Origin of the sequence: Pseudomonas lundensis, from assembly GCF_001042985.1 — a bacterium.
GTDB classification, from domain to species: Bacteria; Pseudomonadota; Gammaproteobacteria; order Pseudomonadales; family Pseudomonadaceae; genus Aquipseudomonas; species Aquipseudomonas lundensis.
The window spans coordinates 1-13,750 of the sequence record NZ_JYKY01000012.1; the positions used below are offsets into that span (position 1 = coordinate 1).

Below are 13,750 nucleotides of genomic sequence, written 5' to 3' on the forward strand. Positions count from 1 at the left end.
CGCGGCGTGTCTGCTTGCGCTTGCCGGCGTATTCGAAATCGGAAAAGCTCATCTGGCTCATAGGCGGCTCGGATCAGGTGGTCAGGCGTATTTCAGCACATTTGAAAACTTGTTCGGAGATTCCCTAAGGCTTATGTGCTGAGCGCCGAGCAAAATGCCCAGTACTTTCAACCCTTAAGAACAACGGAATGAATAATAAAGTGGCACGAAAAAGTAAGGTGGGACCACTTCTAAAGGAAGACTATCTCTCACCATTACCGCTGCCTACAGGTGAGTTGCCTGCGGACTCCTTAAATATTATTTGGCGGAAGAATAATGTATTTATGGATGTTGGGTATTACTGCATTGCCTCCGGCGTAATGGTGATGTGGCCTTCGATGATGCTCTGTCTGTGGATTGCCTATGCCACTAATGATCCAGATGTTCTTCTGTTAGGGGGCGCCATTTTTTCTGTTCCTATCGCGTTAATGCTACGGAGCTTATTCGTCCCGGTACCCTTACCTATTCGGTTTAATCGTCAGCGCAGAGAGGTCTGTGTATCCGTTGCGAAGGGTGAATATTGGGTAGTGCCTTGGGAAACTGTCACAGCAATGGGCACTGAAAGTTCGACGATTAATCAAGCGGGTAAGCAGACTCAGGGTATATTGCTGATAGGGTTTACGAATCCCGACCCGCATGGCAATGCAATGAATAAAAACTTCACGATAGGTTTCAATTGTGGGGGCGGTATTTCTGCGATGAAACTATGGGAATGCATGCGTAGCTACATGGAAATAGGCCCCGACGCAGTCGAAGATCCTCCTGATAATGCGCATCATCCCAAAGGTATATTGGCGACTTACTGGCGCAACCTTGTCAAAGCTGCAGGTCAGAAAGGATGGCCGCTGGCAATCGTGTGGGATGGTTTTTTTGGAATCTTTATTTTTAATGTCTTGTTGGTTATTGCGTTGGAGCGGCTAAAACTTAACCCCCCTCCAGAATTAACCTGGCCGGAGATTGTTGAGTGGTCTAAACCGATACCACCCGAGCAGTGGGCCAAGCGCTCGCCCGAGCTGGAGGCGGCCATTGCGCAGCGCGAAGCGGAGCTGGCATTGCGCGATTAGTCAGTGCCAGAAGTGCCAGTCCGGCTCGCGAAGCAGTCGTACCGCTATCGCGAGCAAGGGGCTGGCCGGATCGATCAGGCCGTTTCGGTCGGGTCGTGGGGTTTGCGCACGGCACGTACCACAGGGCGCAGCAGTTCGGTTGGCGGGGTTTCGCAGCTGATTTTGCGGCCCAGTTTGGTTTCGATGGCGGGCAGCTGATACGAGTCGTCTTCACCGGCAAAGCTGATGGATACGCCGTCCGCACCCGCTCGGCCTGTACGGCCAATGCGGTGTACGTAGTCGTCCGGCACTTCCGGCAGGGTGAAGTTGATCACGTGGCTGATGCCGTCGATGTGAATCCCGCGGCCCGCCACGTCGGTGGCGACCAACACGCGGATTTTGCCTTCGCGGAAGCCTTCCAGGGTTTTGATGCGTTTGTGCTGGGGCACGTCGCCCGACAGTTGCGCGGCGTTGATGCCGTCACGTACCAGGCGTTCTTCGATGCGACGCACTTCGTCCTTGCGGTTGGCAAAGACGATGACGCGTTCCCAGCCGTTGTCATTCACCAGGTTGAACAACAACTTGTACTTGTCGGCCCCGGCGACGGCGTAGACGTGTTGTTCTACGCGGTCGCTGGCCACGTTTTCGGATTCAATCTCCACGATGGCCGGGTCGGTGGTCCATTGCTTGGCGAGGTTCATCACGTCTTCGGTGAAGGTCGCAGAGAACAGCAAGGTCTGGCGTTCGGCTTTGGGCGGGGTCTGGCGGATGATCTGGCGCACCTGCGGGATAAAGCCCATGTCCAGCATGCGGTCGGCTTCATCGAGGACCATCACTTCAACCATGTCCAAATGCACTTCGCCGCGCTGGTTGAAGTCCAGCAGGCGACCCGGAGTGGCCACCAGAATGTCGCAGTGACGGGCTTCCAGTTGCTTGAGTTGCTTGTCGAAGTCCATGCCGCCCACGAACGTCATGACGTTGAGGTCGGTGTATTTGGTCAGGTCGGCCGCGTCTTTGGCAATTTGCACCACCAGCTCGCGGGTCGGCGCGATGATCAAGGCGCGTGGCTCGCCCATGTAGCGTTCTTTGGGCGGTGGCGTTTGGGTCAGCTGGCTGATGATCGAAATCAGGAACGCCGCCGTTTTGCCGGTGCCGGTCTGTGCGCGGCCAATCGCATCGCGGCCTGAGAGGGTGTAACCCAAAACGCCCGCCTGAATCGGCGTGCAATAAGGAAAGCCCAGGTCCTGGATGGCGTGCATCAGCTCGGGCGCAAGCTTGAAGTCGTGAAAGCGGGTTTTGCCTGCTTGCGGCTCGACCACGAAGTCTTCGAGTTTCCAGGGGATAACCGGCGGTTTGGGTGCCGCTTCCCGGCGCGGTTTGGCCGGTTTCGGTTTTTCGTTGCGTGCAGAAGGGGCAACAGGCTGTGCGTCGGGCGTGGTCACCGAGGCAGAAGCGGGAGCAGGCTGGGCGCTTTGTGGCGCGTCGGTTCGCGGGCCGGGGCTGCTGGAAGGTGCTGTGCAAGCTGGCGCGAGCGGCTCAGCCTCGCTTTTACCGAATATTTTTTTGAGTGCTTTGAGCACGGTCATCTCATCAGTTGGTTAAGGAGTGTACGCCGGGCAGTGTAATGCAAGTCGCGTGCTCGGCGTAGTGAACGACAGGATGTTTCGGTTTTAACCCAGGCGTGCCTTGAGCCAGACGCCTATGTCCCGGATTTCCTCAGGTAACACTTCATGGCTAATTGGGTATTCCTGCCAGGTAACGCTCACGCCGCGGCTTTTTAAATGTTCATACGCCGTACGTCCCATGGAGTTTTGGACTACATCGTCGTACTGACCGTGTAGGCACAAGGCTGGAATCCGTTGCTGGCTGGCGGACAGTTCCATCTCATCGCTGAAGGTTGGCGCGTAGGTGGAGAGGGCGATTACGCCACCCAATGCGCCCTGCCATTTCAGGTACGCGGTGTGAAACACCACCGCGCCGCCCTGGGAAAACCCGGCCAGAAAAATACGGCTGGCGTCTACCCCTTGTTCTTTCTGCTTTTCGATCAACGCAATGACGGTACAGGCGGACTCATTGAGCTCGTCTTCACAGATCGACCGGGCCGGGCTCATGGCCTTGATGTCGTACCAACTGGGCATGGCATAGCCGCCATTGATGGTGACTGGCCGGGTCGGTGCCTGCGGCAAAACAAAACGTGTAGTCAGGAGGCTTTCTTGCAGCGCTTCGGCTACCGGCAAGAAGTCATTGCGGTCCGCGCCCAAGCCATGAAGCCAGATAACACAGGCGTCTGCGGGCTTTTTAGGGTCGAGGATAAGAGGCTCGGTCATGGTTGCTCCATCGGTGTGCAGGCGCGCCATCAGGGTGCGCGGCTGAAGTGCGAGTTCGTGTAACGTTTGGCGAAAATGTCTATTGCTTGAACGATTTTTCTGAAAATAAGCGCGTATTTGTTCAGAGCGTATGAGTGGTACGCGCTTTGCTATGAGCTGTGGGCGCCACTGCGTATTTCCGGCGGTAACACTAACAGGCAACGGCCGTCGGGGGGATAGCAAAAAGCCTGAAGGTGAAGCGAGACAGGGAGTTCAGCAGCTCACGTGAGCGCTTCAGTTTGAAGGTTCGTGCGATGCACCCATCGCTCAAGACTTATGCCGCTTGACCTCATTTAAAGCCAACACGGGTCAACAGTGCCTCACAAGGGGGCGGCGGGTCTTGTTCAAACACAATAAAAGCAACACTTGGAGGTTTGAATGAAGCAGTTGAAATCCACTTTGGCCCTGGCCACAGCAGTCGTTGTCCTCGGCATGAGCGGTTTTGCCCAGGCGGGCGCAACGCTGGACAGCGTGAAGAAAAAAGGCTTTGTGCAATGCGGTGTGAGTGATGGGCTGCCCGGTTTTTCGGTGCCGGATGCGTCCGGGAAAATTCTCGGGATTGACGCGGACATTTGCCGCGCCGTGGCCGCTGCTGTGTTTGGCGACGCGACCAAGGTCAAGTTTAGCCAGTTGAATGCCAAAGAGCGGTTTACGGCGCTGCAATCGGGCGAGGTGGATGTACTGTCGCGCAACACCACCTGGACCAGCTCCCGAGACGCGGGCATGGGCATGGTGTTCGCCGGCGTGACGTACTACGACGGCGTGGGTTTTTTGGTGAATAAAAAACTGGGCGTCAACAGTGCCAAGGAACTGGACGGCGCCACCCTTTGCATTCAGGCGGGCACCACCACGGAGCTCAATGTCTCGGATTACTTCCGCGCCAATAACCTCAAGTACACCCCCATCACGTTTGACACTTCTGACGAAAGCGCCAAGTCGCTGGAGAGCGGGCGCTGTGATGTGTTGACCTCCGACAAATCGCAGCTGTACGCACAGCGCAGCAAACTGGCGACGCCGAACGATTACGTAGTGCTGCCGGAAACCATATCCAAGGAGCCCTTGGGGCCAGTGGTGCGCAAAGGCGATGAGGACTGGTTCAGCATCGTCAAATGGACCCTTTACGCCATGCTCAATGCTGAAGAAGCGGGCATCACCTCCCAGAACGTGGTCGCCGAAGCCAAATCGACGAAAAACCCGGATGTCGCGCGGCTGTTGGGTGCCGACGGTGAATACGGCAAAGACTTGAAGCTGCCCAAAGATTGGGTCGTGCAAATTGTCAGTCAGGTCGGCAACTACGGCGAAGTGTTTGAGCGCAACCTCGGCAAAAGCACCCCTCTGGCCATCGACCGCGGGCTCAATGCCTTGTGGAACAACGGTGGCATCCAATACGCACCCCCTGTGCGCTGATAGCGCTGTCACCCGGCCGCCACCTGGCCGGGTGATGTTCTGTCCATTTTTTTCAGGGGTTCAACATGCAGACTAAAGTCGGCGCACTCAAGCCCAGGCTCAGCCTGAGCGATCCACGTGTGCGTGGGTGGGTATTTCAGATCGTCACCGTGGTGCTGGTGGTCTGGCTGGGCGGGTATCTGTTCGACAATACCCAGACCAATTTGCAGCACCGGGGCATTACATCGGGGTTTGATTTTCTGGAGCGCAGTGCAGGGTTCGGCATCGCGCAACATTTGATCGATTACACCGAGTCCGACAGTTATGCCCGTGTATTTGTCATCGGCCTGCTCAATACCTTGCTGGTTTCGGCCATTGGCGTGGTCTTGGCGACGATACTGGGTTTCATCATTGGCATCGCGCGGCTGTCACCCAACTGGATGATCAACAAGCTGGCCACGGTCTATGTCGAGGTGTTTCGCAACATTCCGCCACTGCTGCAAATCCTGTTCTGGTATTTCGCGGTGTTCCTGACCATGCCGCTGCCGCGCAACAGTCACACCATCGCAGACACCTTCTACATGAGCAGCCGCGGGCTGAATATGCCAGCAGCGATTGGCACCGAGGCGTTCTGGCCGTTTGTCATCAGTGTCGTGCTGGCAATCGCGGCGGTGGTGCTGATGGTGCGTTGGGCCAACAAGCGCTTCGAAGACACCGGGGTGCCGTTTCATAAATTCTGGGCGGCCGTGGCGCTGTTGGTGGTGATTCCGGGCATCTGCGTGTGGCTGACCGGCAGTCCGGTGCACTGGGAAATGCCGCAGCTCAAGGGCTTCAATTTCGTCGGTGGCTGGGTGCTGATCCCGGAGTTGCTGGCCCTGACCCTCGCGCTCACGGTGTACACCGCTGCGTTTATCGCTGAAATCGTGCGCTCGGGCATCCAGTCAGTCAGCCACGGCCAGACCGAGGCGGCGCATTCGCTGGGCCTGAAGTCGGGGCCGACGCTGCGCAAGGTGATCATCCCCCAAGCATTGCGGGTGATTATTCCGCCCCTGACCAGCCAATACCTGAACCTGGTGAAAAACTCGTCACTGGCGGCGGGTATCGGTTATCCGGAGATGGTGTCGCTGTTCGCAGGGACGGTGCTCAATCAGACCGGTCAGGCGATCGAGGTCATTGCCATCACCATGAGCGTGTACCTGGCCATCAGCCTCAGCATTTCGCTGCTGATGAACCTGTACAACACGCGCATTGCGCTAATCGAACGGTGAGGGCGCGACCATGACGACGCATGTTTTCAAACCGGACTTGCCTCCACCGGGCACACGCATCGGCCTGCTGGCATGGGCACGGGCCAATCTGTTTTCCAGTGCGTTCAACACCGTGCTGACACTGCTTGCGTGTTATCTGGTGTGGCTGATCGTACCGCCATTGCTGAGCTGGGCGATTGTCGATGCCAACTGGGTGGGCACCACCCGCGAGGACTGCACCAAAGACGGCGCATGTTGGGTGTTTATCCAGCAACGCTTCGGTCAATTCATGTACGGCTACTACCCGCAGGCCTTGCGCTGGCGCGTGGACCTCAGCGTCTGGCTGGCGGTGCTGGGGGCTGCGCCGCTGTTCGTTTCGCGCTTCCGGCACAAGGCTGTCTACGGCGTGGTCTTTTTGGTGGTGTACCCGCTGCTGGCCTACGCCTTGCTGCACGGTGGTTATTGGGGTTTGAGCCCGGTGGCCACCAGCCAGTGGGGCGGCCTGATGCTGACCCTGGTGATTGCCACGGTGGGCATTGCGGGCGCGCTGCCGCTGGGGATTTTGCTGGCGCTGGGGCGCCGCTCCGACATGCCCGCCATCCGCGTGCTGTGCGTGACCTTCATCGAGTTCTGGCGCGGGGTGCCGCTGATCACCGTGTTGTTCATGTCGTCAGTGATGCTGCCGCTGTTTCTGCCCGAAGGCATGAACTTCGACAAGCTGCTGCGGGCGTTGATCGGGGTGATTCTGTTCCAGTCGGCTTACGTGGCTGAAGTGGTGCGCGGCGGGTTGCAAGCGATCCCCAAGGGTCAGTACGAGGCCGCGGCGGCCATGGGCCTGGGTTACTGGCGCAGTACCGGGCTGGTGATTCTGCCGCAAGCCTTGAAGCTGGTGATCCCCGGCATCGTCAACACCTTTATTGCCCTGTTCAAGGACACCAGCCTGGTCATCATCATTGGCCTGTTTGACCTGCTCAACAGCGTCAAGCAAGCGGCTGCGGACCCCAAATGGCTAGGCATGGCGACCGAAGGGTATGTGTTCGCCGCCCTGGTGTTCTGGATTTTCTGTTTCGGCATGTCCCGCTACTCCATGCACCTGGAGCGCAAGCTGGACACCGGCCACAAGCATTAGGAGACGCGCATCATGAGTGAAGCCATCAAACAGACTGCCGAGCCGCAAGGCATCATCCAGATGCTCGGGGTGAACAAATGGTACGGCCAGTTCCATGTGCTTAAAGACATCAACCTCACGGTTCAGCCGGGGGAGCGGATCGTGCTGTGCGGCCCGTCGGGCTCCGGCAAATCCACCACCATCCGTTGCCTTAATCGCCTTGAAGAACACCAACAGGGGCGCATCGTGGTGGATGGCGTCGAGCTGACCAATGACCTCAAACAGATCGAAAGTGTGCGCCGCGAGGTGGGCATGGTGTTTCAGCACTTCAACCTGTTCCCGCACCTGAGCATCCTGCAAAACTGCACGCTGGCCCCGATGTGGGTGCGCAAGATGCCCAAGCGTGAAGCCGAAGAAATAGCCATGCATTATCTGGAGCGGGTGCGCATCCCCGAGCAGGCAAACAAGTACCCAGGGCAATTGTCCGGTGGTCAGCAGCAGCGCGTGGCGATTGCCCGGGCCTTGTGCATGAAGCCCAAGATCATGTTGTTTGACGAGCCGACGTCAGCGCTGGACCCGGAAATGGTCAAGGAGGTGCTCGACACCATGATCGGCCTGGCGCAAGACGGCATGACGATGCTCTGCGTGACCCATGAAATGGGCTTTGCCCGGACCGTGGCGAATCGGGTGATCTTCATGGATAAAGGCGAAATCGTTGAGCAAGCCGCCCCCAATGATTTCTTCGACAACCCGCAAAATGACCGGACCAAGCTGTTCCTGAACCAGATCCTGCACTAAGCCTGTAGCACTACCCGCAGGCTGCGCGCTTTTACCTCTTCAAAAGCGTGCAGCCTCATGCCCCGCACTCCCGGTTTGCCCCCGGCGTCTTCGTCTGGCTAAGATGTCCCGAATCTGTTGAGGTCCGCGCCACGTACCCTTGTGGCGATCTCAATACCGACATCGGCTGCGACCTGTGATTGCCCCTGCGCCTGATGAATGCCGCGCACACGCCTGCGCCCAGCAAGCGGTGTGCCTGCATCGTCAGTGGCCTCAGCAGCCCGTTGCGTCACACAGTGAATATTCACCCGCGCCGCCCGTCGGTGTTCGATCGGCACATCGAACGGCTGGCCGCTGTCAAACAACAAGACCCTCAACGGGCGATGGCACTTAGCCGGACGTTGATCAAAGAACCTTGAACCGGAGCAGGCCATGACGAGCAATCCGCCACACCCTAACGACCGCCTCGAACCCGTACGCCATCTGGAAGATCTGGATCAACTGCTGATTGATGCCGAGGCGGACGACGAGGGGGTCCAGCAAGCACCACCCGTGGTGCTGCGCCCCTGGCTGTTGTTGCTGGGGTTGGTGTTGGTGGCGTTGAACCTGCGCCCGGCGTTGTCGAGCATGGCGCCGCTGTTGGGGGAGGTGTCTGATCAGTTGGGGTTGTCGGCCGCGCAAGCAGGCTTGCTGACCACGTTGCCGGTGTTGTGCCTCGGCATTTTTGCGCCCCTGGCGCCGATCCTGGCGCGGCGATTCGGCACCGAGCGGGTGGTGCTGGGCATCTTGCTGACCCTGAGCGGCGGTATTGTGTTGCGCAGTTGCGTGGGTGAGGTCGGGCTGTTCGCCGGAAGCATTCTGGCCGGTGCCAGCATCGGGGTGATCGGTGTGCTGTTACCGGGCATCATCAAGCGGGACTTCGCCGGGCATGCGGGCACCATGACGGGGGTCTACACCATGGCACTCTGTCTCGGCGCCGCGCTGGCGGCCGGGGCGACGGTCCCCCTGAGTCATTACTTCGGCAACAGCTGGGCGTTGGGACTGGGTTTTTGGGCGCTGCCGGCGGTGCTTGCCGCCGTCTTCTGGCTGCCGCAAGTCGGCAAGCGACAGGGCGCGCACAACGTGGCGTACCGGGTGCGCGGGTTGTTGCGCGACCCGCTGGCGTGGCAGGTCACGCTTTATATGGGCTTGCAATCGTCTTTGTCCTACATCGTGTTTGGCTGGCTGCCGTCGATCCTGATCGGCCGCGGGCTGACGCCGACACAGGCGGGGCTGGTGATGTCCGGTTCGGTGATCGTGCAACTGGCCACCGCCTTGACGGCGCCCTGGCTGGCCACCCGGGGTAAGGATCAACGCCTCGCCATTGTGCTGGTGATGGGCATGACCCTGGCCGGGCTGTTTGGCTGCCTGTACGCCCCCCTGGACGGATTGTGGGGCTGGGCCATCGTGCTGGGCCTGGGGCAGGGCGGCACCTTCAGCCTGGCGCTGACCCTGATCGTGTTGCGTTCGCGAGACGCTCACGTGGCGGCCAACCTGTCGGGCATGGCGCAAGGTATCGGCTATACCGTGGCGTCGATGGGCCCGTTTGCCGTGGGGCTGGTTCACGAATTGACCGGTGGCTGGGAGGCCCTGGGCTGGATTTTCGGCGTTGTGGGCATCGGTGCAATCATTGCCGGGCTGGGGGCAGGGCGTGCGAAATTCGTCAATGTCGTCAGCGAGAAGGTCTGAAGCCATAGTGTTTCTGCTCATGTCGGATTATCGTGCACGAATTCCACCTGCACGGACCCCGACATGAGCCAAACCCACCACGCGTTGATCACGCGCTTTTATCAAGCATTCCAGCAATTGGATGCTGAAACCATGGCGCAGTGTTACACCGAAGACGTGCTGTTCAGCGATCCGGTGTTCGGTGAACTGAGGGGGCAGGATGCGCGCGACATGTGGCGCATGCTCACGTCTCGGGCCAAGGACTTCACCCTCAGCTTCAACACCGTGCAGGCTGACGATCAGCAGGGCAGTGCGCACTGGGTGGCCACCTATGTGTTCAGCCAGACCGGGGCGATTGTGATCAATGACATCCAGGCACGCTTTGTGTTTCGCGACGGCAAAATCTGCGAGCACCATGACCATTTCGACTTGTGGCGGTGGTCGCGTCAGGCGCTGGGCATCAAAGGCACGCTGTTGGGATGGACGCCGCTGGTGAAAAATGCGATCCGTGCCCAGGCGAGAAAGGGCCTCAAGGCTTTTCAGGCACGCGCTCAAGGGCTGTAACCGTGATGGCAATAACGCAATCTTGCGAAGCGACAGCGACGAGCAAGCCCTGGTTTGTGTACTTGGTGCGGGCCGCCAACGGGGCGTTGTATTGCGGTATTAGCGATGACCCGCATAAGCGGTTTGCCAAGCATCAAAGCGGCAAGGGCGCGCGCTTCTTTGCATCCAGCCCGGCGGTGGCACTGGTGTATGTCGAATCCTGGCCCGACAAGGGCGAGGCGCTGCGTCAGGAGCGGCTGATCAAAAAGCTCAGAAAGAGCGCCAAAGAGTGCCTGGTGTCGAGCCAGTGCCGGCCCTGACCACCATGACGCCGATCACGGTTTCAATGCGTCGAGGATCGCCTCGGGCTTGAAGTCACGGATCAGCGTGCCATTCACGTCGAGGATCGGAATCCCGCGTCCGCCCAATGCTTCATAGGCTTTGCGGGCGACGGGGTCCTTGTCGATATCGAATTCGGTGTAGGGGATGCCTTTTTCGTCGAGAAAGCGGCGGGTGGCTTTGCAGTACCCGCACCACTCGGTGGCGTAGAGCACGACCCGGGCGTTGGCCCGGGTCTGCTCGGCCACAACGCCCGAGGGATTGAGCACGCGCTCAATCTTGCCCCAGTTCTGAAAGATCACCACGACCACCAGCACGAACAGGACTTTTTTCAGGATCCCGTTGAACATTATTTGTTGCGCTTGAGCTGGTCGAGCAGTTGGGTCGGCAAGCCCTTGAGGATCAGCGTGCCAGCCTCTTCGTCGAACTCCACCTTGGAGCCCAGCAAGTGCGCTTCAAAACTGATCGACAGGCCCTCGGCGCGGCCAGTGAAGCGGCGGAACTGGTTAAGGGTGCGTTTGTCGGCCGGGATTTCCGGCGAGAGGCCGTAGTCCTTGTTCCGGATGTGGTCGTAAAACGCTTTTGGGCGTTCTTCGTCGATCAGTTCGGAGAGTTCTTCCAGGCCCATCGGTTCACCGATTTTGGCCTGGCTGCTGGCGTAATCGACCAGGGTTTTGGTTTTTTCGCGTGCCGACTCTTCGGGCAGGTCTTCGCTTTCCACGAAATCGCTGAAGGCTTTAAGCAGGGTGCGGGTTTCGCCCGGCCCGTCGACGCCTTCCTGGCAGCCGATGAAGTCGCGGAAATACTCGGACACCTTTTTGCCGTTCTTGCCTTTGATGAACGAGATGTACTGCTTGGACTGTTTGTTGTTCTGCCACTCGGACAGGTTGATCCGCGCCGCCAGGTGCAACTGGCCCAGGTCCAGATGGCGCGACGGGGTCACGTCCAGTTCCGCGTTCACCGCCACACCTTCGCTGTGGTGCAGCAGGGCGATGGCCAGATAGTCGGTCATGCCCTGTTGGTAGTGGGCGAACAACACATGCCCGCCCACCGACAGGTTGGACTCTTCCATCAGTTTTTGCAGGTGCTCGACCGCCACGCGGCTGAAGGCCGTGAAGTCGGTGCCGCCGTCCAGATACTCCTTGAGCCAGCCGCTGAACGGATGCGCGCCGGATTCGGCATGGAAAAAGCCCCAGGCCTTGCCTTGTTTGGCGTTATAGCTTTCGTTGAGGTCCGCCAGCATGTTCTCGATGGCCTGCGACTCGGCCAGTTCGCTGTCGCGGGCGTGGAGAACAGCGGGCGTACCGTCGGGTTTTTTCTCAATCAGATGGACGATGCAATGACGGATCGGCATGGGCTTCTCGGCGAGTTATCAGAAGGCAGGGGGCAGGCCCCGCAAAAGCGGCAAGTGTAACGCACCTGAGGCTTTGGACGGCCTTCGCACCGGGGTTTAGGGGGCTTCTGTCGGCCGGGAGGCGTTTTTTTACGGTTTTAACGCGATAAAGCTGACCAAATGGGCAGGTAGAGGCGGATATTTGGCCGTCTCTGTGCTAGTTTTGCCCCGTCTTGCGCCGGGTAACGGCGCAAAGCGCGGATTCAGCATGTGTCAGGTCGAACCAAACCCCGTTTCAGCACTCTACATCCGCGATTCGTCGTGAAAGCAAACGGGCGTGCCAGACCCTAACTATCTGGCTCGATAGCTGACTTTGCACTCTGCAAACCAAATGAATTTGATAGGGAAGGAACATCTCAATGGCTATTACTAAAGACCAACTGATCGCCGATATCGCTGAAGCTATCGACGCGCCGAAAACTACCGCGCGTAACGCTCTGGACCAACTGGCTCAGATCGTTGCTGATCAATTGGAAAATGGCGGCGAAATCACTCTGCCAGGTATTGGCAAACTGAAAGTGACCGAGCGTCCTGCCCGTACTGGCCGTAACCCTTCGACTGGCGCAGCCATCGAAATCGCTGCCAAGAAAGTGATCAAGCTCGTTGTGGCCAAAGGCCTGACTGACGCTGTAAACAAGTAAGACACTTGTTAAAAAGCCGCGCCCCGGAGTGATCCGGAGCGCGGCTTTTTTGTGCGCGCGGGTTGGGGGGGTTATTTCCAGTTCTTTTCGCGCCACAGTTGCTGCTGTTCTTTGTCGTGGAAGGTCCAGGCCACAAAGCGGCTTTGCTTGTTGCCCTGAGACATGTCCACCACCTGGCTCTCGCGCACACCGGCTTTTTTCAGGGCGGTCTGGATGGCGGGCAGGTTGGACGCCTTGGACACCAGTGTGCTGAACCACAGCACCTGACGGCCCACTTGCACGCTTTCGCGGATCAGCTGCGTGACAAAGCGCTGCTCGCCGCCTTCACACCACAACTCGGCGGCCTGGCCGCCAAAGTTCAGGACCGGCAACTTGCGTTTCGGGTCTGCCTTGCCCAGTGCGCGCCATTTACGTTCGCTGCCGCGCTGTGCTTCGTCCAGTGAGGCGTGGAACGGCGGGTTGCACATGCTCAGGTCAAAGCGTTCGCTGCTTTCCAGCACATCCAGCAGGATCTTCTGCGGGTTGGGCTGCTGGCGCAGGCTGATGGCTTTGTTCAGGCCATTGGATTGCACGATGGCCTTGGCCGCTTTCAGGGCGATGGTGTCAACTTCCGTGCCGAGGAACTGCCAGCGGTAATCGCTATGGCCGATCAACGGGTACACGCAGTTGGCGCCCATGCCGATGTCCAGCACGCGCACGCTCGGGCCACGCGGAATCACGCCGTCATTGAGGGTGGCCAGCAGGTCCGCCAGAAAGTGCACGTAATCGGCGCGCCCCGGGACTGGCGGGCACAGGTAGTCGGCCGGGATGTCCCAGTGGGCAATGCCGTAGAAGGCCTTGAGCAGGGCGCGGTTGAACACGCGCACGGCGTCCGGGTTGGCGAAGTCGATGCTCTCTTTGCCGTACGGGTTGATGATCACGAACTGGCCCAGTTCGGGGCACACCGAGATCAGCTGCGGGAAGTCGTAACGGCCCTGATGGCGATTGCGCGGGTGCAGGCTCGGTTTGACCCGCGGTGCGGCCGGCTTGGCTTCGCCGGGCGCCTTGGGTTTGTGGCGTGTGGCTTTGGAAGTGCGTGGGGTTGTCATGTTCAATTCATTCCACAAAAGCAATCGCGGGCAAGCCCCGAGGCTCCCTCAGGAGCATCAGGCCTTGCCCGCG

The 13,750-nt window shown here is 59.1% G+C and carries 15 protein-coding genes; 10 read left to right on the forward strand and 5 right to left on the reverse strand.

Features of this window, described 5'->3' with window-relative positions; genetic code table 11:
* The first annotated feature begins 188 nt into the window (after positions 1–188).
* Entirely contained in the window at positions 189–1,103 is a 915-nt protein-coding gene (locus tag TU74_RS11560) for a DUF6708 domain-containing protein (protein WP_048376587.1), read from the forward strand.
* A 74-nt stretch (positions 1,104–1,177) separates the two neighbouring features.
* Here the strand turns inward: TU74_RS11560 and rhlB are convergent, their stop codons facing one another.
* Together rhlB and TU74_RS11570 are read right to left on the reverse strand one after the other, a co-directional pair.
* On the reverse strand, positions 1,178–2,668 hold the full coding sequence (gene rhlB / locus TU74_RS11565) for an ATP-dependent RNA helicase RhlB (RefSeq protein ID WP_047278367.1): 1,491 nt from the start codon (positions 2,666–2,668) through the stop codon (positions 1,178–1,180).
* A gap of 84 nt (positions 2,669–2,752) precedes the next feature.
* On the reverse strand, positions 2,753–3,409 hold the full coding sequence (locus TU74_RS11570; RefSeq protein ID WP_048376588.1) for an alpha/beta hydrolase: 657 nt from the start codon (positions 3,407–3,409) through the stop codon (positions 2,753–2,755).
* Between the two features lie 417 nt (positions 3,410–3,826).
* Here TU74_RS11570 and TU74_RS11575 point away from each other — a divergent pair, with 417 nt between their 5' ends.
* The 8 genes from TU74_RS11575 (at position 3,827) to TU74_RS11610 (ending at position 10,536) form a co-directional block, all read left to right on the forward strand.
* Positions 3,827–4,855, forward strand: a complete 1,029-nt coding sequence (locus TU74_RS11575) for an amino acid ABC transporter substrate-binding protein (RefSeq protein WP_048376590.1) — start codon at positions 3,827–3,829, stop codon at positions 4,853–4,855.
* Between the two features lie 65 nt (positions 4,856–4,920).
* A complete protein-coding gene (locus TU74_RS11580) occupies positions 4,921–6,102 on the forward strand; it encodes an amino acid ABC transporter permease (protein ID WP_047278364.1) in 1,182 nt (393 codons plus the stop codon).
* A gap of 10 nt (positions 6,103–6,112) precedes the next feature.
* Complete coding sequence (locus TU74_RS11585) at positions 6,113–7,210, forward strand: amino acid ABC transporter permease (protein ID WP_047295214.1); 1,098 nt, start codon at positions 6,113–6,115, stop codon at positions 7,208–7,210.
* A 12-nt stretch (positions 7,211–7,222) separates the two neighbouring features.
* Positions 7,223–7,987, forward strand: a complete 765-nt coding sequence (locus TU74_RS11590) for an amino acid ABC transporter ATP-binding protein (RefSeq protein ID WP_048376591.1) — start codon at positions 7,223–7,225, stop codon at positions 7,985–7,987.
* A 179-nt stretch (positions 7,988–8,166) separates the two neighbouring features.
* Positions 8,167–8,385, forward strand: coding sequence for a hypothetical protein (locus TU74_RS11595; RefSeq protein ID WP_139145762.1), 219 nt, complete (start codon positions 8,167–8,169; stop codon positions 8,383–8,385).
* A 13-nt stretch (positions 8,386–8,398) separates the two neighbouring features.
* Positions 8,399–9,694, forward strand: a complete 1,296-nt coding sequence (locus tag TU74_RS11600; RefSeq protein WP_048376592.1) for a CynX/NimT family MFS transporter — start codon at positions 8,399–8,401, stop codon at positions 9,692–9,694.
* A 63-nt stretch (positions 9,695–9,757) separates the two neighbouring features.
* Complete coding sequence (locus tag TU74_RS11605; protein ID WP_048376594.1) at positions 9,758–10,237, forward strand: nuclear transport factor 2 family protein; 480 nt, start codon at positions 9,758–9,760, stop codon at positions 10,235–10,237.
* Positions 10,238–10,242: 5 nt separating this feature from the next.
* Positions 10,243–10,536 (forward strand): GIY-YIG nuclease family protein, encoded by a 294-nt coding sequence (locus TU74_RS11610; protein WP_048376596.1) that lies wholly within the window; start codon positions 10,243–10,245, stop codon positions 10,534–10,536.
* A 15-nt stretch (positions 10,537–10,551) separates the two neighbouring features.
* Here the strand turns inward: TU74_RS11610 and TU74_RS11615 are convergent, their stop codons facing one another.
* Together TU74_RS11615 and yejK are read right to left on the reverse strand one after the other, a co-directional pair.
* The gene (locus TU74_RS11615) at positions 10,552–10,905 is read right to left on the reverse strand and encodes a glutaredoxin family protein (protein WP_047278356.1); all 354 of its coding nucleotides are present in this window, start codon (positions 10,903–10,905) and stop codon (positions 10,552–10,554) included.
* Entirely contained in the window at positions 10,905–11,909 is a 1,005-nt protein-coding gene (gene yejK / locus TU74_RS11620; RefSeq protein ID WP_047277415.1) for a nucleoid-associated protein YejK, read from the reverse strand. Before yejK ends, TU74_RS11615 begins: the two co-directional genes overlap by 1 nt.
* A gap of 398 nt (positions 11,910–12,307) precedes the next feature.
* On the opposite strand from yejK, the gene TU74_RS11625 reads away from it, so the two are divergent.
* A complete protein-coding gene (locus TU74_RS11625; protein ID WP_003440137.1) occupies positions 12,308–12,589 on the forward strand; it encodes an HU family DNA-binding protein in 282 nt (93 codons plus the stop codon).
* A gap of 71 nt (positions 12,590–12,660) precedes the next feature.
* On the opposite strand, the gene rlmF is transcribed toward TU74_RS11625, so the two are convergent.
* A complete protein-coding gene (gene rlmF, locus TU74_RS11630) occupies positions 12,661–13,677 on the reverse strand; it encodes a 23S rRNA (adenine(1618)-N(6))-methyltransferase RlmF (RefSeq protein ID WP_047278355.1) in 1,017 nt (338 codons plus the stop codon).
* Positions 13,678–13,750: the final 73 nt, after the last annotated feature.